General features: G+C 36.4%; 19 protein-coding genes, 1 tRNA gene and 4 pseudogenes. 13 read left to right on the top strand and 11 right to left on the bottom strand.

The annotated features are described in order from the left end of the window. The first annotated feature begins 5 nt into the window (after positions 1–5). Positions 6–1271: an NADH-quinone oxidoreductase subunit NuoF gene (gene nuoF / locus NOX90_RS00350; protein WP_375604137.1), complete on the top strand. Its 1266-nt coding sequence runs from the start codon at positions 6–8 to the stop codon at positions 1269–1271. A 28-nt stretch (positions 1272–1299) separates the two neighbouring features. Here nuoF and infC read toward each other — a convergent pair whose 3' ends face one another. The 4 genes from infC to nuoI all read right to left on the bottom strand — a co-directional run bounded on the left by infC (position 1300) and on the right by nuoI (position 4610). Further along, on the bottom strand, positions 1300–1818 hold the full coding sequence (gene infC / locus NOX90_RS00355) for a translation initiation factor IF-3 (protein ID WP_375604138.1): 519 nt from the start codon (positions 1816–1818) through the stop codon (positions 1300–1302). 12 nt (positions 1819–1830) lie between these two features. Further along, the gene (gene thrS, locus NOX90_RS00360) at positions 1831–3732 is read right to left on the bottom strand and encodes a threonine--tRNA ligase (protein WP_375604139.1); all 1902 of its coding nucleotides are present in this window, start codon (positions 3730–3732) and stop codon (positions 1831–1833) included. Continuing rightward, complete coding sequence (locus tag NOX90_RS00365) at positions 3725–4012, bottom strand: hypothetical protein (protein ID WP_375604140.1); 288 nt, start codon at positions 4010–4012, stop codon at positions 3725–3727. The genes thrS and NOX90_RS00365 overlap by 8 nt, the downstream gene beginning before the upstream one ends. A gap of 115 nt (positions 4013–4127) precedes the next feature. Further along, entirely contained in the window at positions 4128–4610 is a 483-nt protein-coding gene (gene nuoI / locus NOX90_RS00370) for an NADH-quinone oxidoreductase subunit NuoI (RefSeq protein WP_375604141.1), read from the bottom strand. Positions 4611–4800: 190 nt separating this feature from the next. Between nuoI and mnmE the strand changes: the two genes are divergently transcribed. The 3 genes and pseudogenes from mnmE to NOX90_RS00385 form a co-directional block, all read left to right on the top strand. Next, a complete protein-coding gene (gene mnmE / locus NOX90_RS00375) occupies positions 4801–6129 on the top strand; it encodes a tRNA uridine-5-carboxymethylaminomethyl(34) synthesis GTPase MnmE (RefSeq protein ID WP_375604142.1) in 1329 nt (442 codons plus the stop codon). Between the two features lie 47 nt (positions 6130–6176). Next, positions 6177–6264 (top strand) — tRNA-Ser (locus NOX90_RS00380). A gap of 158 nt (positions 6265–6422) precedes the next feature. Further along, a pseudogene (locus NOX90_RS00385) lies at positions 6423–7418 on the top strand (NAD(P)/FAD-dependent oxidoreductase); the annotation flags it as partial. Positions 7419–7895: 477 nt separating this feature from the next. On the opposite strand, the gene NOX90_RS00390 reads toward NOX90_RS00385, so the two are convergent. The 3 genes and pseudogenes from NOX90_RS00390 to NOX90_RS00400 all read right to left on the bottom strand — a co-directional run bounded on the left by NOX90_RS00390 (position 7896) and on the right by NOX90_RS00400 (position 9792). Then, entirely contained in the window at positions 7896–8696 is an 801-nt protein-coding gene (locus tag NOX90_RS00390) for a TatD family hydrolase (protein WP_375604143.1), read from the bottom strand. After that, a pseudogene (locus tag NOX90_RS00395) lies at positions 8693–9140 on the bottom strand (RNA pyrophosphohydrolase). Before NOX90_RS00395 ends, NOX90_RS00390 begins: the two are co-directional and overlap by 4 nt. A 34-nt stretch (positions 9141–9174) precedes the next feature. Then, positions 9175–9792, bottom strand: a complete 618-nt coding sequence (locus NOX90_RS00400) for a hypothetical protein (RefSeq protein ID WP_375604144.1) — start codon at positions 9790–9792, stop codon at positions 9175–9177. A gap of 179 nt (positions 9793–9971) precedes the next feature. On the opposite strand from NOX90_RS00400, the gene rsfS reads away from it, so the two are divergent. The 4 genes from rsfS (at position 9972) to terL (ending at position 13825) form a co-directional block, all read left to right on the top strand. Beyond that, positions 9972–10289, top strand: coding sequence for a ribosome silencing factor (gene rsfS / locus NOX90_RS00405; RefSeq protein WP_375604145.1), 318 nt, complete (start codon positions 9972–9974; stop codon positions 10287–10289). 60 nt (positions 10290–10349) lie between these two features. After that, complete coding sequence (gene tyrS, locus NOX90_RS00410) at positions 10350–11600, top strand: tyrosine--tRNA ligase (protein ID WP_375604637.1); 1251 nt, start codon at positions 10350–10352, stop codon at positions 11598–11600. 54 nt (positions 11601–11654) lie between these two features. Continuing rightward, positions 11655–12212, top strand: a complete 558-nt coding sequence (locus tag NOX90_RS00415; protein ID WP_375604146.1) for a hypothetical protein — start codon at positions 11655–11657, stop codon at positions 12210–12212. A gap of 185 nt (positions 12213–12397) precedes the next feature. Then, positions 12398–13825, top strand: coding sequence for a phage terminase large subunit (gene terL / locus NOX90_RS00420; RefSeq protein WP_375604147.1), 1428 nt, complete (start codon positions 12398–12400; stop codon positions 13823–13825). An 86-nt stretch (positions 13826–13911) separates the two neighbouring features. Here terL and NOX90_RS00425 read toward each other — a convergent pair whose 3' ends face one another. From NOX90_RS00425 to NOX90_RS00435, 3 genes and pseudogenes are all read right to left on the bottom strand, one after another. After that, positions 13912–14370 (bottom strand): transposase, encoded by a 459-nt coding sequence (locus NOX90_RS00425; RefSeq protein ID WP_375604575.1) that lies wholly within the window; start codon positions 14368–14370, stop codon positions 13912–13914. After that, positions 14313–14678, bottom strand: a complete 366-nt coding sequence (locus NOX90_RS00430) for a transposase (RefSeq protein ID WP_375603639.1) — start codon at positions 14676–14678, stop codon at positions 14313–14315. Before NOX90_RS00430 ends, NOX90_RS00425 begins: the two co-directional genes overlap by 58 nt. 53 nt (positions 14679–14731) lie before the next feature. Then, positions 14732–15025: pseudogene (locus NOX90_RS00435) on the bottom strand (hypothetical protein); the annotation flags it as partial. A gap of 350 nt (positions 15026–15375) precedes the next feature. Here NOX90_RS00435 and NOX90_RS00440 point away from each other — a divergent pair. From NOX90_RS00440 to NOX90_RS00450, 3 genes are all read left to right on the top strand, one after another. Next, positions 15376–16701 (top strand): hypothetical protein, encoded by a 1326-nt coding sequence (locus NOX90_RS00440; RefSeq protein WP_375604148.1) that lies wholly within the window; start codon positions 15376–15378, stop codon positions 16699–16701. Between the two features lie 235 nt (positions 16702–16936). Continuing rightward, positions 16937–17143: a hypothetical protein gene (locus NOX90_RS00445; RefSeq protein ID WP_375604149.1), complete on the top strand. Its 207-nt coding sequence runs from the start codon at positions 16937–16939 to the stop codon at positions 17141–17143. A gap of 3643 nt (positions 17144–20786) precedes the next feature. Next, positions 20787–21956 carry an IS4 family transposase gene (locus NOX90_RS00450; protein ID WP_253303197.1) on the top strand — a complete coding sequence of 390 codons (1170 nt, stop codon included), beginning with the start codon at positions 20787–20789 and terminating at the stop codon, positions 21954–21956. 15 nt (positions 21957–21971) lie between these two features. Here the strand turns inward: NOX90_RS00450 and NOX90_RS00455 are convergent. Beyond that, a pseudogene (locus tag NOX90_RS00455) lies at positions 21972–22832 on the bottom strand (DDE-type integrase/transposase/recombinase); the annotation flags it as partial. A gap of 145 nt (positions 22833–22977) precedes the next feature. Between NOX90_RS00455 and NOX90_RS00460 the strand changes: the two are divergent. Together NOX90_RS00460 and NOX90_RS00465 are read left to right on the top strand one after the other, a co-directional pair. After that, positions 22978–23343, top strand: a complete 366-nt coding sequence (locus NOX90_RS00460) for a transposase (protein ID WP_375603639.1) — start codon at positions 22978–22980, stop codon at positions 23341–23343. A gap of 17 nt (positions 23344–23360) precedes the next feature. Next, positions 23361–23744 (top strand): transposase, encoded by a 384-nt coding sequence (locus NOX90_RS00465; protein ID WP_375604573.1) that lies wholly within the window; start codon positions 23361–23363, stop codon positions 23742–23744. Positions 23745–23761 lie beyond the last annotated feature (17 nt).

Consider the following 23761-nt stretch of genomic DNA (forward strand, 5'->3'; position numbering starts at 1 on the left):
AAAACATGCTAAAAGAACAAGACAAAATATTCACCAACCTAAATGGTAAAGAAACTCCACTACTTGAGGGTGCAAAAAAACGTGGTAGCTGGCAAAAAACAAAGGAATTACTGGATTTAGGATCAGAAAAAATCATTGATGAAGTAAAGAAATCTGGTTTGAGAGGTCGAGGGGGTGCAGGATTTTCCACCGGCCTTAAGTGGAGCTTTATGCCCAAAAATCTTCCANNAAAAAAACAACCAACATATTTAGTAGTCAATGCAGATGAGTCAGAACCTGGTACATGTAAAGATAGAGATATATTACGATATGAGCCACATAAATTACTTGAGGGAATTCTCCTGGCCGGCAGAGCGATCAGTGCATCAGTTGCGTATATTTATATCAGGGGTGAGTTTTATAATGAATATTTAGTTCTAAAAAAGGCACTTGAGGAAGCCTATAAAGAAAACTTAATTGGAAAAAATGCCTGCAAATCAGGTTATGATCTTGATGTGTTTATCCATAGGGGTGCAGGAGCTTACATATGTGGAGAAGAAACAGCTCAACTTGAATCAATTGAAGGAAAAAAGGGCTTCCCTCGCATGAAACCTCCATTTCCTGCAGGTGTTGGACTTTTTGGCTGCCCAACCACAATAAACAACGTTGAAACTATAGCCATGGTTCCAGATATTCTAAATCGCGGAGGAGAATGGTTTGCATCTCTTGGTAAACCAAATAATACTGGCACTAAGATCTTTTGCATTTCAGGGCATGTAAACAACTCGTGTAATGTTGAAGAAGAGCTCGGCATTCCACTACGTGAATTAATTGAAAAGTATGCAGGTGGAGTGCGAGGAGGTTGGGATAATTTACTTGCTGTAATACCTGGTGGGTCTTCAGTGCCATTAATTCCAAAATCTATATGTGATACTATTGAAATGGATTTTGATTCATTAAAATCTGCACAATCAGGGCTTGGTACTGCTGCTGTAATAGTGATGGATAAATCAACTGATATAATAGCTGCAATAGAGAGATTATCGCACTTTTATATGCATGAGTCCTGTGGGCAATGCACACCATGCCGTGAAGGTACTGGATGGATGTGGAGGATTATGAGGAGGATGGTGGCAGGAGATATTAAGCCTGATGAAATAGATAAACTGCTTGACCTTACGACTCAAATAGAAGGACATACAATTTGCGCGCTTGGCGATGCTGCAGCTTGGCCGATTCAAGGATTAATAAGACATTTTCGCCATGTAATCGAAGAGAGGGTAATAATTTAACTCTACTTATACTTCTTAAGCCGTTTTGCTACTTAGCAACCAGAGTTAAAAAATATTGATTTCCTTCTCTTTTAGGTGCTAATTCTACCTTTGCGATATCTTCAGTGTCTCTAATTAGCCGTTCTAATTTTTCCAGTCCAACTTCAGTGTTTATAAGCTCTCTCCCTCTAAATCTCATTGTAACTTTAATTTTATGTCCATGCACAAGAAAATCCATTGTTTGACGCAATTTTGTTTCGTAGTCGTGATCACCAATATTGGGACCCAGTTTAACTTCTTTTATAGTTAATGCTTTTTGTTTCTTTTTTGCTTCACTTGCCTTCTTTTTTGCATCATATTTTTGTCTGCTGTAATCCAGAACTTTACATACTGGAGGAGTTGAATCAGGTGCAATTTCTACCAAGTCTAAACCGACATCCTGAGCAGATGCCAAAGCTTGTTCTATTGGCACAATTCCGACCATTTCACCATTATGATCAACTAAGCGTACCTCCTTAGCTGTGATGAGTTCATTAATTCTATTTTTATTGTTCTTTTTTATTTGCAAACTTTAACTCCCTTAACTTAAATTAATACTTTCTAATAGCGATTCAGTAGCCTTCTCCAAAGAAAAAGACTCCTGCCTTTCCGATCCTAAATTTCTTACTGACACAGTTTTACTTGTAACTTCATTTTTGCCTACAATCCACAATATAGGAACCTTGTTTGAACTATGCAAACGTATCTTATAACTAATTTTTTCATTGGTCAAATCAGTCTTGACTCTCACACCTTGTTCTTTTAAAATCTTGTTAATTTCTGTGGCGTAACCGTCAGCTTCATTTGTAATGGTCAGAATAGCAAGTTGCGTTGGAGCAAGCCAAACTGGAAATTTTCCTGCATAATTTTCTATTAAAATTCCAATAAAACGCTCAAAAGTTCCAAGAATTGCCCTATGTAACATGACAGGGTGATGCTTGTGCCCATCTACTCCTATATAAAAAGCTCCCAGACGTTCTGGTAAAATAAAATCAACTTGTAATGTTCCACATTGCCAATTTCTTCCTATTGCATCTCTCAAAACAAACTCTAACTTTGGTCCGTAAAATGCACCTTCACCAGGGCTCAGTTCATAACTCAAGCCCGCTTCTTTAACGGCTTCAAGCAGCGCTTTTTCAGCTCTATCCCACACTTCATCATTACCGGCTCTAATATCTGGACGGTCTGAAAATTTCACAGAAATTTCATTGAATCCAAGCTCTGAATATACTTCTTTTAAAAGGTCACAAAACTTTACAGTTTCAGAATTTACTTGTTCTCCCATACAAAAAATGTGTGCATCGTCTTGCGTAAAACCACGCACTCGCATCAGTCCGTGCAATGAGCCTGAGCTTTCATTTCTATGGCATGTACCAAACTCTGCCATACGTATTGGTAGATCACGATAGCTTCTGGTGTGAGAATTAAAAATCTGCACATGACAAGGACAATTCATAGGTTTTATTGCTAGCTTTTTGCTTTCAGATTCATCAACAATGAACATATTTTCACGAAATTTATCCCAATGTCCCGACTTTTCCCACAGTTCTTTACTTACCAAAATAGGAGTTTTTACTTCAAAATAGCCATTATTTATCAATTTCTTTCTTATATAAGACTCAAGAACATTATATAGAGTATATCCTTGTTCATGCCAAAAAATCTGTCCAACAGCTTCTTCCTGAATATGAAATAAGTCCATATCCTTAGCAATTTTGCGGTGATCACGTTTTTCTGCTTCTTTGAGACACTCAAGGTAAGCGTTTAATTCATCCTTATTTCTCCATGCGGTGCCATATATTCGCTGTAACATTGGACCCTTAGAATCACCACGCCAGTATGCTCCTGCAACTTTCATAAGCTTAAACGCTTTGACTCTACCTGTTGATGGCGAGTGCGGACCACGGCACAAGTCAACAAAATCGCCTTGTCTATAAACAGTTAGGTTTTCACTCTCTGATATAGAGGATATAATTTCAACCTTATATTTTTCGCCTATACCACTAAAGAAATCAACTGCCTGCTTGCGAGTCCAAACCTCTCGAACAAATCTGTGATTACTTTTTACAATCTCTTTCATTTTCTTTTCTATTGCAGCAAGATCATCCGTAGTGAAGGTACGATCTGTAGCAAAATCATAGTAAAAACCGTCCTGAATTGTTGGGCCAATAGTAATCTGAGTATTAGGAAATAGCTCTTTCACTGCCTGCGCCATTATATGAGCAGCATCATGCCTTATTATATCTAAACCCGCTTCGTCACTCAGTTGTATCACCTCTATCTCTGCATCAGATTCAATTTCACGTGAGAGATCATACAACTCACCGTTTATTTTCAATGCAACTGCTTCCTTTAAAACATTCGGCTGTAGTATATCAAAACCAGTAACTTTACCACTGTATTCTTTTACTTTTTGTTCGGTTGAAAAAGTAATCCTAACCATAAATAAACCTATACGGACATGTAGCTTGAAGGCGGTTTGCTTCTTCCAACGGTGTCATCCCAGTGTCACGCACATAGCCATACGAACATTCATTTTCGAAGGTAAATTGCACAGCAAATGGTGTCATTCCAGTGCTTGACACTGGAATCCAGCTTTTTTGTAATTTCATTGAAAATGTTGTATAGTGTGCTTGTTCACAATCAATTTTACTGGATCCCAGTGTCAAGCACTGGGATGACACCTTTGTGTTTGAGGCAAAACATGCCATAATATTTAACATACTGCTCTCGCAAACAAATGTTCGTACAGTTGTGTGTCAGCTACTTGGATGACACCACCCCTAGTGGGCACTGCCCCTAAATCATAATGGATAACAGGGTTATAAGCTCTGAACATTAATAATAAGGCCTATTCTTCTTTAACCTGAGTGCAATTGCGTCCTCCCAAATTTCACCATTACGCAATAACTTTTCTTTATTGTACATTAGCTCCTCTCTTGTTTCAGTAGCAAATTCAAAGTTAGGACCCTCCACAATTGCATCAACTGGACATGCCTCTTGGCAAAGTCCGCAGTATATGCATTTTGTCATGTCAATATCATAGCGCGTGGTGCGGCGACTACCGTCTTCTCTTTCCTCTGCTTCAATAACTATTGCTTGAGCAGGGCAGATAACTTCGCATAATTTACAAGCTATGCATCGCTCTTCACCGTTTGGATACCTACGCAACGCATGCTCACCACGAAACCTTGGACTTAAAGGGCCCTTCTCCATAGGATATCTCAACGTAACCTTTGGTTTGAACATATATTTCAATGTAATAGCAAATCCTTTGATTAATTCTATAAAGGACCAATACCAAGCTAATTTCTTGAGCATAAAATGTCTAAAACCTGCATTTATAACTATAATGTATATTGTCAGTTTTCAAAATAAATATTTTCATCTGGATGACTTTTGTAGTTTTTCTATACAATATATTTACTAATACTGCATTAATATGAATAAGTAATATAAGTAAAATTTTTTAGATTAGGTATTTTAAATTGCTAAGTAGTTTATATAAATAATGACAAACACAAATGAAACTATTTTCGCTTTGTCGACCGTATTTGGTAAGTCAGGAGTTGCAGTAATCAGAATTTCAGGCAACTACGCGCTTAAAGCTTTAAATCATTTTCATATTAAGAAAGAAATTAAACCAAGATTTGCTACTTTAGTTGATCTATATGATGATTCCAATCAATTGATAGATAATGGAATAATCATCTATTTCCCTGCTCCAAACAGTTTTACTGGCGAGGATGTTATAGAGTTTCAAGTGCATGGAAGCAAGGCCGTCATAAAAATCATCTTGGAGGAATTATCAAAAATTTTCGTTATGGCCAGGCCTGGAGAATTCTCACTTAGGGCTTTTCTAAATGGTAAATTTGACTTAACGCAAATAGAAGGGATTGCAGACTTAATTGACGCTGAGACGAAAATGCAAGCTAAACAAGCGATTAAGCAGATATCAGGAGAATTGGAAAGACTATACAGCAATTGGAGGCAAAGATTAATAACGATACAATCCAAAATCGAAGCATATATAGACTTTCCAGAGGACATTTGGGCAGAAAAAAGTGAATTGGAAAAAATTAATAATGAAGTGCAATCTCTCGTGAAGTTGATACAAGAGCATTTAAATGATAATAGACGGGGCGAAAGGTTGCGTGAGGGTTTACATGTTGTAATAACTGGTAAACCAAATGTTGGTAAATCAACTCTGTTTAATTTCTTAGCCAAGCGTGATATTGCTATTGTTTCTGAATATGCAGGCACAACAAGAGATATACTTGAAGCTCATATTGACATTGGCGGATACCCAATCATTCTCTCTGATACTGCTGGAATTCGTGAGAGTTCAGATCCAATAGAATCAGAAGGTATAAGTCGAGCGAAAAAGAGGTCTTTTGAAGCTGATTTAAGAATAGAACTATTTCCTTTTGAACAGCGTTATAATATCAATTGCAACGTTGTAAATAGCGATACTATTTATGTATTGAGCAAAGCTGACGATGTTATCAATAATCACAATATAAAAATTAATGGCATAGATCTTTTACCCATTTCTATTCTAAAGGGAATAGGTACAAACAAGTTGATCTCTCTCATAAAAGAGAAGGCAGAGGAAAAATTTGGGCACGATAGAGACACTCCTGTGATTACTCGGCAAAGACATAGGAATCACATGCAGAAAGCACTGGAACATTTACAGCGTTTTAATATCGATAATCCAATTGAGTTGATATCTGAAGACTTGAGGCTTGCTGCATTTGAACTTGGTGCAGTGATTGGGATTATTAATGTTGAGGAAATATTAGATAGTGTGTTTAGCAACTTTTGTGTGGGCAAGTAAAGTTTTTATAGATTGCTTAGAATCAAATGTTGTGATAGAAAAGAAATGGACGGATGGCCGAGCGGTTTAAGGCACCAGTCTTGAAAACTGACGTACGTGATGAGCGTACCATGGGTTCGAATCCCATTCCGTCCGCACAGCATCCCGCGATGTTAGCTGATTTTTAGAGCTTTATGTGGTTCATAATGCTGGAAATCTTATCTAATTAGCTACATCTTTTAAAATACATCCTTTTGTAAATTGACCTTATCAGCAAAGCAAATTAATATCTATAAGTAGATTATCATCTGAACATGGAAACTGATATAGTAATAATAGGTGCAGGGCCTATTGGAATATTCACTGCTTTTCAAGCGGGAATGCTTGATATGAGATGTCATATAATAGATGTTTTGGATCAAGCAGGAGGACAATGCACAGCTCTTTACCCAGAAAAGCCAATATATGATATACCTGGTTATCCTGTAATTACTGCCCAAAAATTAATTGAGCAGCTAATGGAGCAAGCTTCGCCATTTAAGCCTGTTTACCATTTAAGTCAAAAAGTGGAAAAGATTTCGCACAACTTTGATCAAAGCTTTGCTATTATAACCAGCGCAGGCACAGAGGTAAAATGTAAGGCTGTTATTATTGCTGCAGGTAACGGAATGTTTGAGCCTAATCGTCCACCCTTAAGTGGTATATTAGAATATGAAAATAAATCTGTGTTTTATAGCGTAAATAAGATTTCTGATTTTCAGGATAAAACTATAGTCATTGCAGGGGGGGGTGATTCTGCGGCTGATTGGACTGTAGAACTTTCTAAAGTTGCAAAGAAAATTTATGTGATACATAGGAGAAAGGAATTTCGTTGCACTCCTGAAACTAGAAATAAGTTAGAATCACTTGAAAATGATGGAAAAATAGAACTTGTAGTGCCATATCAATTACACGAACTAGCAGGAAGTAATTGGCAGTTGAGCGCAGTGATAGTAAAAAACATTGCCTCTAAAGAAGAAAAAGAAATATCTGCTGATTTTTTGCTGCCATTTTTTGGATTATCAACGAATCTTGGTCCAATAAACAGTTGGGGTATAGAGTTAGAACATAGCCGCATAGCTGTTGATCCGACTACCTTAAAAACCAGTAGAGATAGAATATATGCAATCGGAGATATAGCTACTTATTCAGGCAAACTAAAGTTAATATTAAGTGGTTTTGCCGAGAGTGCCATGGCTTGTTATGACATATACAAAGTAATCCGCAACTCTCCAGTCAATTTTCAATACTCGACTTCAAAGGGAATTCACGGNAAAAGAAAAACTTGCTTGACAAACTCCGCCAGCCCCCTTATTATAGTACTAAGGGTATTTATGACCTGCAGGCTCAATGACAAAATTCAGTAAAAACTCAGGGTATCTTTTAGCGGATTACATAAAATTATAGCGGCTGCATGTCTTTTAAATTTTTTCTACATTCAGCCAAATCGCGCTTAAACTAAGCGTTAGCAAATTATTACAGCGCCANNATTTAAAGTATTAGAGGGTCAAAACCAGCACTACGGGATTTTNTTTGCCTTTTTNTTCGTTTGGTAAACTTCTTANACATTTATAGCTAAAAGAGCCCAAGAGGTATCCGTTCAGCCAATGGCGTCAACTTAAGGGAAAATATCAGTGATTGTGTATAAAATTTATCTCTAAATTTTTTATCATTAAATTATCCAAAGAGTGCAATAAACAGCACTTTTGTTGCTGTTTTATTTCAACAAAGAAGTCTAAAATGTGTCCTTAAGTTGACGCCATTGGCTGAACGGATACCTTAAGTTTCGTAAACAGCCTAAAAAAGTTGCTTGTGGTTACCTCCGCTACTTGTTCTGGTGACTCATTCCATAATTCTGCCAAACAATCAACAACGTATTTCACCATTGCTGGTTCGTTCTTTTTTCCTCTATAAGGCTCAGGCGATAGATATGGAGCATCAGTCTCAACCAAAACACGTTCGCGTAGTACATTTTGTGCAATTTCTCTGAGTAAGTTCGCATTTTTAAAAGTAATAATTCCAGAAAATGAAATATATAACCCTAAATCTATAGATTGATAAGCAAGCTCCTTAGAGGAAGCAAAGCAGTGCATTACTCCACTAAAAGCACCGGCTTTCATCTCTGACCTTAACATATCGATCATCTCATTATCAGAGCTTCTTGTGTGAATAACTAAAGGTAATCCAGTCATTCTTGCTGCCTCTATGTGCGATGCAAAACTTTNTTTCTGATTGTCTTTATTATTAGATTTATAAAAATCTAACCCGGTTTCGCCGATGCTAATTACCTTTTGATTTTTGGTAAATTCAACTAATTCATCAACATGTATACACTCACCGTTTTCTATAGCAGCATCAAGCGGATGTACACCAACAGAGGAATAGACTTGATCATAGGATGAAGAAATTTCTAATAACTTAGGAATATCATTAACGCTTATGCATATGTTATGCAAAACCTTTACACCATTTTTCTCTGCCCTTGAAATTACTTTTGGTATTTCATCATCGGAAAAATAAATCAAGTGGCAATGGGAATCTACTATCATGAGCTTATTGTTGAGGCTTTTATTATAAAAGAAAACTCTTCTATCACTGTTTTATAAACTTCTTTTTTTAAATGATATAGCACTGGCTACTAAACTATCTGTACTTTGCCAACGCCACTCTTTGAACTCTGGATGATCAGTATAATTAATATCAATGTCCTCATCCTCTCCGCAAAACTTCATTAAGAACCACCTTTGCTTTTGACCAGAATATTTTCCATTCCAGCACATTGGTATAATTTCTTTAGGCAAGTTGTAGTATATCCAATCTTTGTTTTTAGCTATAATTTCTGCTTTATCGGTGCCAACTTCCTCTAGTAACTCGCGTAATGCTGCTTGCTCCAATTCTTCACCTTCATCAACTCCTCCTTGTGGCATTTGCCAACAAGATTCGCTATGAAAGGGTTTACCAACAAAAACATGTCCTTGTTTGTTAAATAGCATTATGCCAACACAAGGACGATACTTATCTTTCTGCTCAATCACGAGTATGCTCTGTTTTTAAATGATTTGTTACAGAAGCCTTAATTAATTTTCCATTTTTTTCTTTCTTCATCTCTTCAACAATTTTCTCTGCAACTTCCTTTGCACTTAAGTTTGAGTTACCAATTTCAAGTGTACCTTCAGGTATAAATAGCCTTTTCCCTTCAATTTTTTTCATGGCAAAATCCGAATCAGTAATTTTATTTTCCCAGCATCTCTCCTCTGAGTGAATACGCCTTGCTAGTTCTTCGTTATTACAGTGTAACACTATAGGAAGAATTTCCATATCCATTTTTTTACTTAAATTTACCACTGAGTTGTATAATCTTTGGTCATAGGAATCACCCTCTATCAATTCATTTGTAAATATATAATGTTTTGATTTTATGTAGTGTTTTTCCAGTATTGCTAGCATATTTTCTCTGACTGCGAAAATCTTTTCCCACAGATCATCTGGAACTTCAGCATCTTGTAATTTAACAATATCAAATATAATATTATTGAATAGATTATTGCTTACTATCACTGCATCAATGATTTTACACAGTTCCTTTGCAGTAGTAAACTTACCACTACCTGGAAAGCCGATTAAGTAGATAAGAGTCTTGCCCATGATGAATACTAGTAAAAAGCTATTCTCAATCATATATAAAATATATATATTGTACATGCTAAAAACATGATGATAAAATAAATGCAGGTAATACCTTTAACGAACAGTTGCGTTGAAAATAGTTCATATTTAGAAATTTTGAGTATATAATTATAAATGAGTCATATAACCTGTAAACAATGCTTAGCGATATGGAATCGATAAGAAGTACAATTGAAGAGATAATAGATCAAAATAAAGGTCATGATATAGTAACTTTTGATGTGCAGAATAAAACCGTTATTGCAAAATATATGATTATTGCATCTGGTGATTCAAGCCGTCACGTTAAAGCTTTGGCTGAGCACGTAATAAAAAGCCTCAAGCCACATGATAAAATAGATGTAGAAGGTATGGATGAAGGTAATTGGGTGGTTTTAAGTTTTCAAGGCATAATGGTTCACATATTCAAGCCGGAAGTAAGGGAGTATTATAAAATAGAAGAATTGTGGAATTAACTTTCTTTTATTTGTAAGATTTATAGGTTAAAATCGCTGCAATTGACAGAAGTANNAGCCATGAAACACGCATCTGAATTTTTAAATTTTATCCAAGAAAAAGGGTACCTATACCAATGTACAAACATTGAAGGACTAGATCAGTTATTATTGCAGAGCAATTATATAGTCGCATACATTGGGTTTGATTGCACAGCACCAAGTCTTCATATTGGTAGTTTAATTCAAATTATGATGCTCCGTCACCTGCAAAAATTTGGTTACAAGCCGATAGTCTTACTTGGAGGTGGCACAACAAAAATTGGTGACCCATCCGGTAAGGATAAAGCAAGAAGCTTCTTATCTATCAAGGATATTAGCGAAAATATATCTAGTATAAAGAAAATATTGGAGAAAATGATATCTTTTGATGATGGAAAGACTGATGCAGTTATAGTAAATAATGCAGATTGGCTAGATAACATAAAATACATAGATTTTTTGCGTGACATAGGAGCGCATTTTTCGGTAAATCGTATGCTAAGTTTCGATAGCGTAAAAACTAGGCTAGATAGAGAGCAAACCTTAAGCTTCTTAGAATTTAATTACATGTTATTGCAGGCTTACGATTTTACTGAATTAAACAAAAAGTATGACTGTCGTTTGCAGATAGGGGGATCAGACCAGTGGGGAAATATAGTAAATGGGATTGAACTTGGAAAAAAATTAAACTTGCCTGAGCTGTTTGGCCTTACCACACCTCTTTTGTTAAATGCACAAGGAAAAAAAATGGGCAAAACTGAAAGTGGAGCGATATGGCTCGATGGCGATATGCTAAAACCTTACGATTATTGGCAATATTTTCGCAATGTTGATGATCAAGACGTCGGACGTTTCTTGAGATTGTTCACTGATTTGTCAATTGATGAGATCAAAAAGTTAGAATCCTTAAAAGATCAGGAAATAAATGAAGCAAAAAAAGTTTTGGCAACAGAAGTGACAAAAATATGTCACGGTGACAAAGAAGCAGAACTTGCACTATCTGCTGCAGTCTCTGCTTTTGAGAATGAAGATAGCTCACTACTTCCTGATCACATTATAAAAAAAGAACAAGTTGCAAGTGGCATATTTTTAGTAGACCTGCTGCATGACACTGGTTTTGAACCTTCGAAAGGCGCTGCAAAGCGTTTAATACAGGGCAATGGGTGCAAAGTTAATGATAATATTATAAACAATGTTAACTACATAATAAATTCTGAGAGCTTTAAAGGTCAGTCATTTATAAAATTATCTGCAGGAAAGAAGCGCCATATTAAAGTTGTGGTAGATTAGGTCTCGAAGTAAGAAAACAAATTTTATACAAGTGAGAAATTAGATAATGATGATATGAATGACTTAAATCAAATATATTTATCTAATCATAAGCCTATATCAAATCTCTTTTTAACTCTGGGTATTACTACATTTCGTGAAGCATTAAAATATGTACATAAACTGCCTTACGGACGTAATAACAATCGTACAGATTATTTATCGGTAATTAGTGAGAAATGTGGTACATGCAGCACAAAGCATGCACTTATATATGAGTTAAGTTTTGAGTGCGAAGTTGCTATGACGTTACACATAGCAGTTTTTATGATGAGTAAAGTAAACACTCCAAAAATCTCTGCAGTTCTAAATGAGTATAACTTGTTGCAAATTCCGGAAATGCACTGCTACCTTCGTTATGAAAATCGAATTATTGACATAACTTTTCCAGGAAATAACATGTTATTAAAACTGACAGAGGAAGAAAAAATTGAGCCAGAACACCTTGGAAGCTATAAAATAGAAAAGCATAAACAATTTATTGAGAGCTGGTTACCCAACCATACCGTACCGTATAACATGGAGCAAATTTTCAAAATTCGAGAATTATGTATAAAACAACTGGAAAGGTAGTGGAAAGTGAAATTCTATTATATATAGCTAACCCAAGAAAGGTTTTCCTACGTCATACCGCCGCGGCGCTAACTAGTAGCGGAATGACGAATTTGTTGTTTTTCAAATTGTAGGTAAACCTAAGCCACTTTAGCTATAGATCTAAGTAGTCAAGCTACTCGGATGACATCTTTCAACATTATATCATGAACAAAATAAACTTTCTCAAATTCATTGAGTTATGCTTTCAAACAGTGGTACCGGGGTGTGAGTATAATGATTATCGGTACATAAAAGTCATAGCAGACAGGCTGGAAACAGCGAGCGTTGGCGAAGTAAGGCGCATAATATTCAATATGCCTCCGCGTTCAATGAAATCCATATGCGTAAGTGTCGCGTGGCCTGCATGGATACTGGGAAATCAGCCATCTGCAAGAATAATAGTTGCAAGTTATTCTAAGTTGCTTAGCGAAAAACATTCGCTCGATACGAGGTGCATAATGCAATCCAATTGGTATAAAGAGCTGTTTCCAGAGGTAAAATTATCCAAAGACCAGAATACCAAATACAAATTCCAAACAGTACAGAGAGGATACAGAATCGCAACATCAGTTGGAGGAACATTAACCGGCGAAGGTGGAGATTTCATCATCGTGGATGATCCGCTTAACCCTGCTCAAGCTTTGAGTGAAACATTTAGAAAACGTGCCACAAACTGGTTCGATCAGACTTTGGTAACGAGGCTCAACGATAGAAAAAAAGGAGTAATTGTGCTTGTGATGCACAGGTTGCACCTGGAAGACCTAACCGGGCACCTCTTATCCAAGCCAAAAAACATATGGCATCACATTTGTTTGCCAATGATTTCTGAAAAAGTGGAGATAATCGACTCAATTACGACACAAGAAAAAGGTTTATATTCAAGAGAAGAAAATGAGTTATTATATCCCCTGGAGGGAGGAAGAGAAGAAGTTGAGATGATAAAAGTTGAACTCGGGAGCTACGCTTTTGCTGCGCAATATCAACAAAACCCCCTGCCGCTTTCAAGTGGTATAATAAAACAAGAGTGGCTAAAGCGCTATAAAAATTTCCCTGATAATCTCTCGCATGTAACTCAAAGCTGGGACACTGCAGTTTCAACAAACGATTCCAGCGACTTTAGTGTCTGCACCACCTGGGCAAAAATAGATAGCAAATTCTATTTACTTGATGTATATCGCGCAAAGCTTGAGTACCCAAAGCTTAAAGAGCAAGTTCTGTCACTAGCTGCAAGATGGATGCCACACGCAATTTTGATCGAAGCAAAAACAAGTGGTCAACAATTAACACAAGAGCTAAAGGCAAATAGCGATCTACCGATTATTGAAATAATTCCACACAATGACAAACTCACTCGATTTTATCAAATTGTTCCGGTGATAGAGTCTGGCAGGGTTGTTTTGCCACAGCAAGCAATATGGCTAAATGATTTTGAGTACGAGATTTTAATGTTCCCAGAAACTCGCCACGATGATCAAGTGGATAGTACGGTACAATATTTACAATGGATGAGAAAAACTAACATCAGTGCTTTCAGGGTCAGGGACTTTGGCCCCAACCCTAATAAACCATTTAGATGGTTAAGATATATCTAAAAACCTAAATTTAAACATGCTCTACCAAATGTGGCTTTACGCGTTGCGTACGACACTCTTTAACCTCTGAGAGCATGTCTTCAAACTCAAGAATGAGCTAATTTGTGAAGCATAATAGTGATCATATTAAAAAAGATGTTATTTTTTGAAGTGAGAGGAGAATGCTCATAATCCTTACTCATACGTCTAAAATTGGAGAGCCAAGCAAAGGTTCTCTCAACAATCCAACGTTTAGGAATAACCTGAAATCCTGTATCAACTACTTTCTTGGTAATCGTCAACAAACATCCAGTTTCCAATAAACAGCGGTTTTGCAATTTACCTGTATATCCTTGATCAGCAAAAAACTTACGTAATGTTGGAGCTTTGCATTTGGCTTGAACAAAAAGATTTAGTGCACCATCACGATCTTGAATGCTTGCACTGTGTACTTCAGCAGCAATTACAAGACCTAGAGTATCTACAACGATGTGGCGTTTTCTACCCTTTACTTTCTTGCCAGCATCATATCCTCTGGATCCCCTTTTTGAGTGGTTTTTACTGATTGACTGTCAATTATTCCTACTGATGGAGTTTCATTCTTACCAATTATCTTTCTTAGTTTTTTAACTAGAAAATCATGAATTTCTTGCCATATTCCACTTTTTTTTAAACGCGAATTACAACTATACACGGTTTTCCATGGTGGAAAATTCTTAGGTAGTTGTCTCCATTGACAGCCTGTTCTCATCACATACCTTATTGCATCGATAATCGTTCTGATACTGTGTTTTCTTGGTCTGCCGGTCTTTTTAGGTTCAAAATATTGCTCTATCATCTTCCATTCTTTGTCACTTATATCGCTTGGGTACATTTAAAATATATCTTATAACACACTTCTTAACTCCTTTCTACTTAGTTTGAAGACATGCTCTTAAGCTTATCACGCAAAAACTTAATTATCGAAAGAAGCCAGTTTTTTTCTTTCTTCTCCTTGAGCATTTGGTAGATTTTCGGATCATCTACATTTACTTCAAAGAGGTTGAAGAGAGATTCAAAGAAGTTCCAGAAATCTCCCAGCGCTCTTTCACCAGTGAAGTCACCCTCATCATCTCCTTCGGTATGTAGCTCTGCTTGAGATGATATTTCATCGATACAACTAGAGGCCTGACGCTCACACTCGAGCCTTCTGAGTGAATCTTGTCTGGCAAGCTCTTCCATGGTCGCTTTTAGTTCATTTAACTCCTGCTCCGCAGAGAAATCTTGTCAGGCTCGTTCAATACACTCCAAATATAATTTGTTGCAAATGTTATGCCAAAGAGTATGATAAAACCTATATCAAGTACTTTACAAGAAAAAGTGATGGTAGGGGCAAAAACAAACATTAATGAGGGTGATTTAACCAATTTAAAAAAAAGCCCATGCTAGAGTTTGAAGAAGCAGCAAGAATAAAAAATATTATTGAAAGATTAAATGGTGTATGATATAATATAGTGTAAAGATGTAAATAATTTTATTGACATCTTTACGTTAATGTTTCTTAAATATTTAGTACTGTAGAATTAAGTTTTATGAAGGGAGTAAAAATGGTGGAAAATTTTTCAGATAATAACGAAAACGGTAGCTCAATCTTCCAAGGAAAAATCAGGGAGCAAGATTTCTCTGCGGAGCAGAAGTTAAATGAACTAAAAGCGACCATGGAAGAGCTTGCCAGACAAGATTCACTCAGAAGGCTCGAGTGTGAGCGTCAGGCCTCTAGTTGTATCGATGAAATATCATCTCAAGCAGAGCTACATACCGAAGGAGATGATGAGGGTGACTTCACTGGTGAAAGAGCGCTGGGAGATTTCTGGAACTTCTTTGAATCTCTCTTCAACCTCTTTGAAGTAAATGTAGATGATCCGAAAATCTACCAAATGCTCAAGGAGAAGAAAGAAAAAAACTGGCTTCTTTCGATAATTAAGTTTTTGCGTGATAAGCTTAAGGAGTTAATCAAGAAGATTTTTGCACGCGATTTAAGTTTCGATCAGAGGTTGGACAAAGAGATAAAAGAATTGCAGGAGAAATTGGGCAGTGGTGAGTTATCAGAAGAGGAGTTTGCAAGGGTGTTAGAGAGGCTAGAGGCTCTACGAAATCTTAAATTAAAGTTACAGCTCGCCGTTGTCGGATGGATTGTTACAATGTTCGCAGAGATGTTTGGAGTTGAGTTAGCGGCTGCGGTAGAGGCATCTACAGAAGAAACAAATAAAGCAGAAGATAAAAAAGCAGAAAAAACATCATTAGAAGCAACTAAAGAAGTTCGTGAAAACGTAGAAATAAAAGTGGATGAAAGAGAAAAACCTAAAGTGCCAGTTTTCCTTTTTGAAGTTTCACCCGGATTTGTAAGGCCGGTTGTTCTGAACAAACCAGAACTTGAAATTGTGTCAGATCCTTTGAAACATCTATTGCGTCTTGTTGAGCTTGAAAGAAAGTATCATGAAAATTCACAAAAACCAGAAAAAGTGAACGAAGAGAAAAAAGCGAAGCAGGAGGAACCGAAGAAAGAGGTGTGTCCACCTGCTCCAAAGACTGCAGCGAATACGACGGGGATGGGGCCAAGAGCTGTTCACAGAGCTTCCGAATTTTCTAGTAGGAAAGAAAGGGATAATCCGAGTGATGTTAATAGTAAAGAAGTACCAACAATCAAATCCACTAATATAACCAGGTCTATTAGTGAGCAAAGAAACGATGACGCTTGTGCTGAATTTGCAAAAGAACTTGCCAATTTTAAAGTGGGTGTTTGGAATGGTGCTGAGAATGAAGGTTCTGTAAATAATGCTCAAGCAAAAGTTTCATCAGAACTTACTGGTCCAAAAGCTAATAATCTTGTAGAAGGTCAATCAGTAGGAAAGACATAATCATGGAGGTAGTTAGATTACAGTGATTTCTTTTTTGTCATTCTAGCATGTGGTCTAGGGTTCATAGATCCCAGTGTCTGGGCACTGGGATGACAAGAAAGGGTAGCGCGTGACGCTGGAATCCAGGAGTATAAAAATGACGAATAAAATTTATACTAAAAAATATAAAAAAAGTGCTTGCACTACAATTTATTTTTAGTATATTAGTTACATAATATTTTTACTGGAGGGCAATATGCCGAATGATAATGATAAAAAAAGCAAATCAGGGCCTCAATCTGATGGTTCGTGGATTCCAAGCAGTAGGTATGAAAGATATACCGGTTCTAATCCGGTAATGCTTGAGGCACGTGCAAGGCAAGAGCGTGGAAGTAATAAACCTGATACGCAACTGGGTAGTAGTAGCTCTACTAGTCCTAGCAGTAGTAAAGGTAAAAGATAAGTAATGTTGTTTAGTAATCATTTTAATGGGGGAGAGTTATGCCAACAAAAACTTTTGTAACAGAGCTAGTTAATGCGTTTAATTTAAATAATTATTTTTCTGATAATATTTATACTAATTTTGCTGTGCAGGGTGGAACGNAAAGGAAAAAATGATAAGATTGTTAGTTTATTTGGATGTGATGGAAATATAAAGAAGTATTTGAAGGAGATAAGAGAGGAGATAATAAGACAACACTATAGTAATGAAGAGGCAGCAGGTGGGTTCTATAAATTAAACTGTTTTCCATTTGTTTTTGATGTCGATTTTAATAAAAAAGGGAAGTTTATAAATCAAAATGTGAAAGTAGTAGAGCTAGCAAATCTTACGGATAGTGAAGTAATCCATAACTTGAAGCTTCATTTTGCTAATGAGTTTCAGGATCATGTGGAAGCAGGAGTTACAGGAGAGCTAAAAACGATGGGGATGACGAAAGATGAGGCTTTGAAATGCGTGAGAAAGTCTGTTCAGTTAGAAAGAGTGGATGAGCTCTCCCCTTATCTATACTGTATATCTTTTGATGACGGGTATTTTAAGGAGATGAGGCATCCAAATCCTTTACGGTTTCTTGAGTTATTTAGGAATATATATGTTGCAAAATTTAACCTAAGGTTAGAGAGATGTGGTTTAAATGATAGTTCAATCTTTTATGAACAAAGAGATAATAAGTTGTATATTAAAGACATTACCGACATTAATGTCATCAAGAATATAGCAAGATATGTTAAAAAGCGAATAGCGCTTGATTTTAAAACTCCAGGCAAGGAAGATTCTAAAGTTGAAAATTTTAAAAATATTCTTAGTGAACTAATTTTTGAAGTGACAGGAAATTCGGTTGATGGCTATGAGTATGATGTTTTTACAGATGAAGAGAAAATAAATGATGGTCATAGTTTTGCCCTCATACCTTTAGTAAGAAGAATAGATGATCAGTTGAGGACTTTAAGTAGGGAAGAAGCCGACAAGATTGTGGAAAAATTTTACAGTGTTTTATCTGACATTGTTTTAAGTGATATTACAGGTAAAACTGAGAGTACACAATTCACTACTGGAAAATCAATATATGCTTTCTCTAATAAACAGATTGCTCTTTTACTTCCTAAAATTATGGAGTCTCCAATTGCATATAATGAAAGAAACGGACGTTTTGAATTTGCAGTTGATCTTAGAAGTCAGCAATTTGTATTTCCAACTCCTCCACCGACGCCAGTGCCTAATAGACGTCTAAATTCTGACGAGAAACCAGGGCCATCGTCTGAACTATCACAGTCACAAGCGGCTCTTCCTAGGCAAGCAGGGCTGCTGTTCAATCCTGTAAATTTAGGTGTAGCTGGTCCATCAGCACGGATGAGTTCTATTGTAGTTAATCCTGGTATTTCAGGGCCATCATCGCAATCTTTAAGTGCTGCTCACAATGTGTCGGCAGCTTGGTCTCATGACCCTTGGTCACCACAAAGCACGTCCGGAAATAAATGGCCACTACCAACGCAATCAGGTGATTCATCATACCCACAGCAGAGTTTTAATGGACCTATACGTTTTTCAAGTCGTGGTCCACGACTCCCGCTATATGCACGACCTCCTTCTGTACATTCTGAAGATAGTGGTTTAGGTACTAATCTTTGGACTCAGCAACCGAACCGTTGGTCATTACAAAGCACGTCAGGAAATCAGTGGATGCAGTCACATAAAAGTACGCCAGCAGCTCAGCGTTGGTCATTCTCGTCTCCGCCTCCGCCTCCTTTTATTCCAAGTAGTAGTAATGTTTCAGGATCTCAGCCACCGACACCTAGTGGAACTTCATCATGGAAAGGTGCTCAGGCAGGTGCTAACATTAGTGAGGAAGANAAAAAGTTGATTAAAGCATTGCTTTATACATTGAACTTAATGAATTATACTCTTGGTGGTGTTCATACTAACTTTTTTGCAAAAGATGGGAAAATTGTTAGTTTACTCCATCCTGCTGTTGATAGAGAGAAATATTTACAGGAGGTAAGAGATTATATAATAGAAGAGTATTGTAAAGATGAGGAAGAAGCAAGAAAACCTTACGATCTCGATGAGTTTCCATTTAAATTTTTTCCTGATCCTGATTACAAGAAAAATCAAAATGATTATGAGCCAAAAAAGACAGTTGTTGCTAATATAAGTAGTGGTGCTTTATCTAACTTAAAAATCTTTTTTAGTCGGGAGTTTGGGAAAAACATAGATGCTATTGACATTAGTGCCGTCAAAAAGGTAGAGAAACGTGAAAAGGACGAATGGGTAGATCGCCAGCGACTTAATAAATGTTCTTTTGAAGACGCATGTCAGAGTTGTTTTCCTGATGAAGGGGAAATGAAAAAAATTCCAATTACACTTGAAGAAGATAAATACGTGCTTGACCGTAGTTTTATTCGTGAAGTAGATTGGTTGTCCAGAGAGCAATTACGACGGTTTAGAGATACATCAGTAGCTGGAAAGGGGGAGTCCGATGATAAACCTCTTACCGAGGAAGAAAAAGAGTTGTTTAAAGCATTGCTTTATGCGTTTAACTACAGTAATCATGATTTCGACCTTCCTGATACTAACTTTATTGTAAAAAATGGGAAAATTGTTAGTTTACTCCATTATACTGTTGATAGAGAGGAATATTTACAGGAGGTAAAAGATAAGACGAAAGAAGAGTATTGTAAAGATAAAGAAGAAGCCTATGATCTCAATGAGTTTCCATTTGAATTTCTTTCTAATTGTGAAAAAAACCAAAAAATGACAGTTGTTGCTAATATAAGTCGTGGTGCCTTATCTAACTTAGAAAAACTTTTTATTTATGGGTATGAGGAAAAAGTGAAAATAGAAAAGATCAACATTGACATTGTCAAAGAGGTAGTGAAATCTAGAAAGCACATATTGGTAAAGCGCAAGGCGAAGGAAGGAATAGAAAAACAAGGAGGATATAACAGTAGGATAAAACTTTACGAAGCAGCTACAGCCTCTTATCCCGATGAAAGCACATTAGAAGGTATTTCAATTGAGAAACACGGAGCTGGATATCGCCTTGAACGTACTTATGGACTTTCGGAAACAAAGTTGTTTGTGAACGATCTAGGGTATACTGAAGATAGATCAAAAGCTGGAAAGGTGAAGTCCGAAGATAATAAAGATAGCGGTATCTCTTCAGGAGAGGCAACTGATGCTGAAAACGTAAGCTTCAAAGCTGAGGCAACAACAAGTGGTTATGAGTCTATGGATTGTAAAGAATTGCCATCTGTGCAGCAGCAAAATCCTTTGCAGAACACTGGAGGAGGGTCGCCAAAACGTAAGTTTTCATCATCCGAAGATGAAGGTAGTCCAACAAGCAAATATTCGAAAAGCGGAAGCAGCAATTCATCGTCTGAAGTAGGTTCACCATGCTCAAATCTTTCCGATTCCCAATCCGTACTCTGCATGAGGTTCCACGGGGCCAATTTAGGAAGGAAGTAAGAGACTTTTTTGAAGGTAATTTAGGTTTAATTATCTAATCCACTACTCTCAGCCACCGAAGTGTTTTATTAGGGTTGGGGCCAAAGTCCATAAGTGTTGAAAGTAACACAAAAAAGACATAAAGAACTATTATTGCAAGAAAATGGAGGCAATAATGGATCAAATAGAAAGAGTACTAAATTTAATAAAAGATGAGGATTTAGAAAGGCTAGGAAAATTAAGTGAAGTAGATAAATGTAATACTAAATTGTTGGGCAAGATTATATTTAAAGGTCTAATGAAGTTAATATTAATGGGGCAAAAAACAAGCCTAAGAGCGCTAGAAATGGTAATAAACAGGTGTATAATGGATAAGAATAGCGATAAAAGTACAGTAACATACAGTGGTTTGTCAAAAAGGTTAAAAGTTATAAATCCAGAATATTTTAAGGGAGTATATATTGATTTGATGAGCAAGATTAAAAAGCTATTACCCCAAAAAACATCAAATAACTTACATAAGTTTGATTCGACGATCATAAATTTATCGGGATATCTCATAAAAGATGGGCTAAAAATAGGCGGTAAAAGTAACGACAGTCAAGTTAAAGTGAGTGTAGGATTAAAGGATCAATTGCCGACAAGTATAAGATTTTGTAAAGGACAAGAAGAAAGTAGTGAAGATATAGCATTAGTGAGAGCAATTAATGAAGCTAAAGTTGAAAAAGAGGATATTTTATTATTTGATAGAGGAATCAGAAAAGTTGGAACTTTTGCCGAATTTGATGAAAAGGAGTACAAATTTATCACAAGAGTTAAAGTGGGAAGAAAACATGATGTTATAAGCAGGAACAAAGTTATAAGAGAACAAAAATCGGATGGATCAGAGATTTTAGAAGATATAATAGTTAATCTTTATCGTGCACGAGGTAAAGTGGCAGAAAAGCATGATCTACGGCTAATAAAAATCAGAAATAAAATTGGAGATGAAATATGGTTTTTGACAAACTTGTTTGAAATGCCAGCTTATGAAGTAACAGAGCTATATAGGCGCAGATGGGATATAGAAGTGTTCTTTAAATTTATAAAGCAAAATCTTGGATATAAGCACTTTTTAAGCCATACTATGAATGGCATGAAGGTGTATATTTACATGATTATTATTACGGCTTTGTTATTTCTTGTTTATAAAATCAAAAATAATCTACATGGGTTCAAAATAGCATTACTGCAATTCACATTGGATCTAAATGACTCTTTTATACGTTCGATTGTTTTACTGTCGGGAGGTAATTTACATGCCGTTGATCATCTCATATCACGTTATTTTTGATACTTTCAACACTTATGGAGTCAGACCCTTGAGAGTTTTAAGTCTTTTCGCATAGTTATAGGCCATAACGAAGCTGTAAAGGTGCTCTTTAAGCTGCTTATGTGATTTGTAGTAATATTTTTTCACTGTGGCATCTTTAATGGTCCTATTCATACGCTCAACTTGGCCATTTGTCCANNAGACTTTCGTCAGAAGATGTTCAATGCTATTTTCTTCACAAACTCGATCAAATATATGTTATGCTTGTGACGCACCTAATTGTATGCCATTGTCGGTAAGAATGGTATGGATTTTATAGGGCAAAATTTTGATTAGATTGCGCAAAAACTCAGCAGCTATGGTCTTTGTAGCACTTTCATGAAATTCAACATAAGCAAACTTGGACGTTCTGTCTATAGCAACAAATACACATAACTTTCCCTCTTCAGTTCTAACCTCGGCTATATCAATGTGAAAATAGCCGATAGGATATTGCTTAAACTTGCTTTTAGTTTTCACCTCTCCTTCAACATCCGGCAACCTGCTAATACCGTGTCTTTGCAAACAAAGATGCAAACTAGAACGAGTTAAATTAGGAATTGTTGCCTGCAAAGAATAAAGACAGTCGTCCAAAGGAAGAAGCGTATGTTTACGAAAAGCAATACTCCTCCTCCTTGGTTAAAACTTTGGCTGCTTTGGACCCATTGCAACATCTTTAGTGAATGAACGTTTTTTCCATTTTATAATGGTCTTTGGGTTCAAACTATAGCGCTCAGAAGGCTTTGCTATACTATTTTGTATTGCTCGACGTACTGCCTCTGTCGTTCTGGCGCACCCATGTAACCATAATGACTCCTTAAATGATGATGATAGTATACCATCACACTCTGGGACCATATAAATGACGGGTGTCAAGGTGTCATCCCAGTAGCTTGACACTTGTATCTTTTTTTTGCTTAGTGTAGGTTATGCAGAAGTCTAAGAGCATGTCTTCAAACTAAGTAGAAAGGAGTTAAGAAGTGTGTTATAAGATATATTTTAAATGTACCCAAGCGATATAAGTGACAAAGAATGGAAGATGATAGAGCAATATTTTGAACCTAAAAAGACCGGCAGACCAAGAAAACACAGTATCAGAACGATTATCGATGCAATAAGGTATGTGATGAGAACAGGCTGTCAATGGAGACAACTACCTAAGAATTTTCCACCATGGAAAACCGTGTATAGTTGTAATTCGCGTTTAAAAAAAAGTGGAATATGGCAAGAAATTCATGATTTTCTAGTTAAAAAACTAAGAAAGATAATTGGTAAGAATGAAACTCCATCAGTAGGAATAATTGACAGTCAATCAGTAAAAACCACTCAAAAAGGGGATCCAGAGGATATGATGCTGGCAAGAAAGTAAAGGGTAGAAAACGCCACATCGTTGTAGATACTCTAGGTCTTGTAATTGCTGCTGAAGTACACAGTGCAAGCATTCAAGATCGTGATGGTGCACTAAATCTTTTTGTTCAAGCCAAATGCAAAGCTCCAACATTACGTAAGTTTTTTGCTGATCAAGGATATACAGGTAAATTGCAAAACCGCTGTTTATTGGAAACTGGATGTTTGTTGACGATTACCAAGAAAGTAGTTGATACAGGATTTCAGGTTATTCCTAAACGTTGGATTGTTGAGAGAACCTTTGCTTGGCTCTCCAATTTTAGACGTATGAGTAAGGATTATGAGCATTCTCCTCTCACTTCAAAAAATAACATCTTTTTTAATATGATCACTATTATGCTTCACAAATTAGCTCATTCTTGAGTTTGAAGACATGCTCT

Source organism: Wolbachia endosymbiont of Anurida maritima (assembly GCF_042182995.1).
GTDB lineage: Bacteria > Pseudomonadota > Alphaproteobacteria > Rickettsiales > Anaplasmataceae > Wolbachia.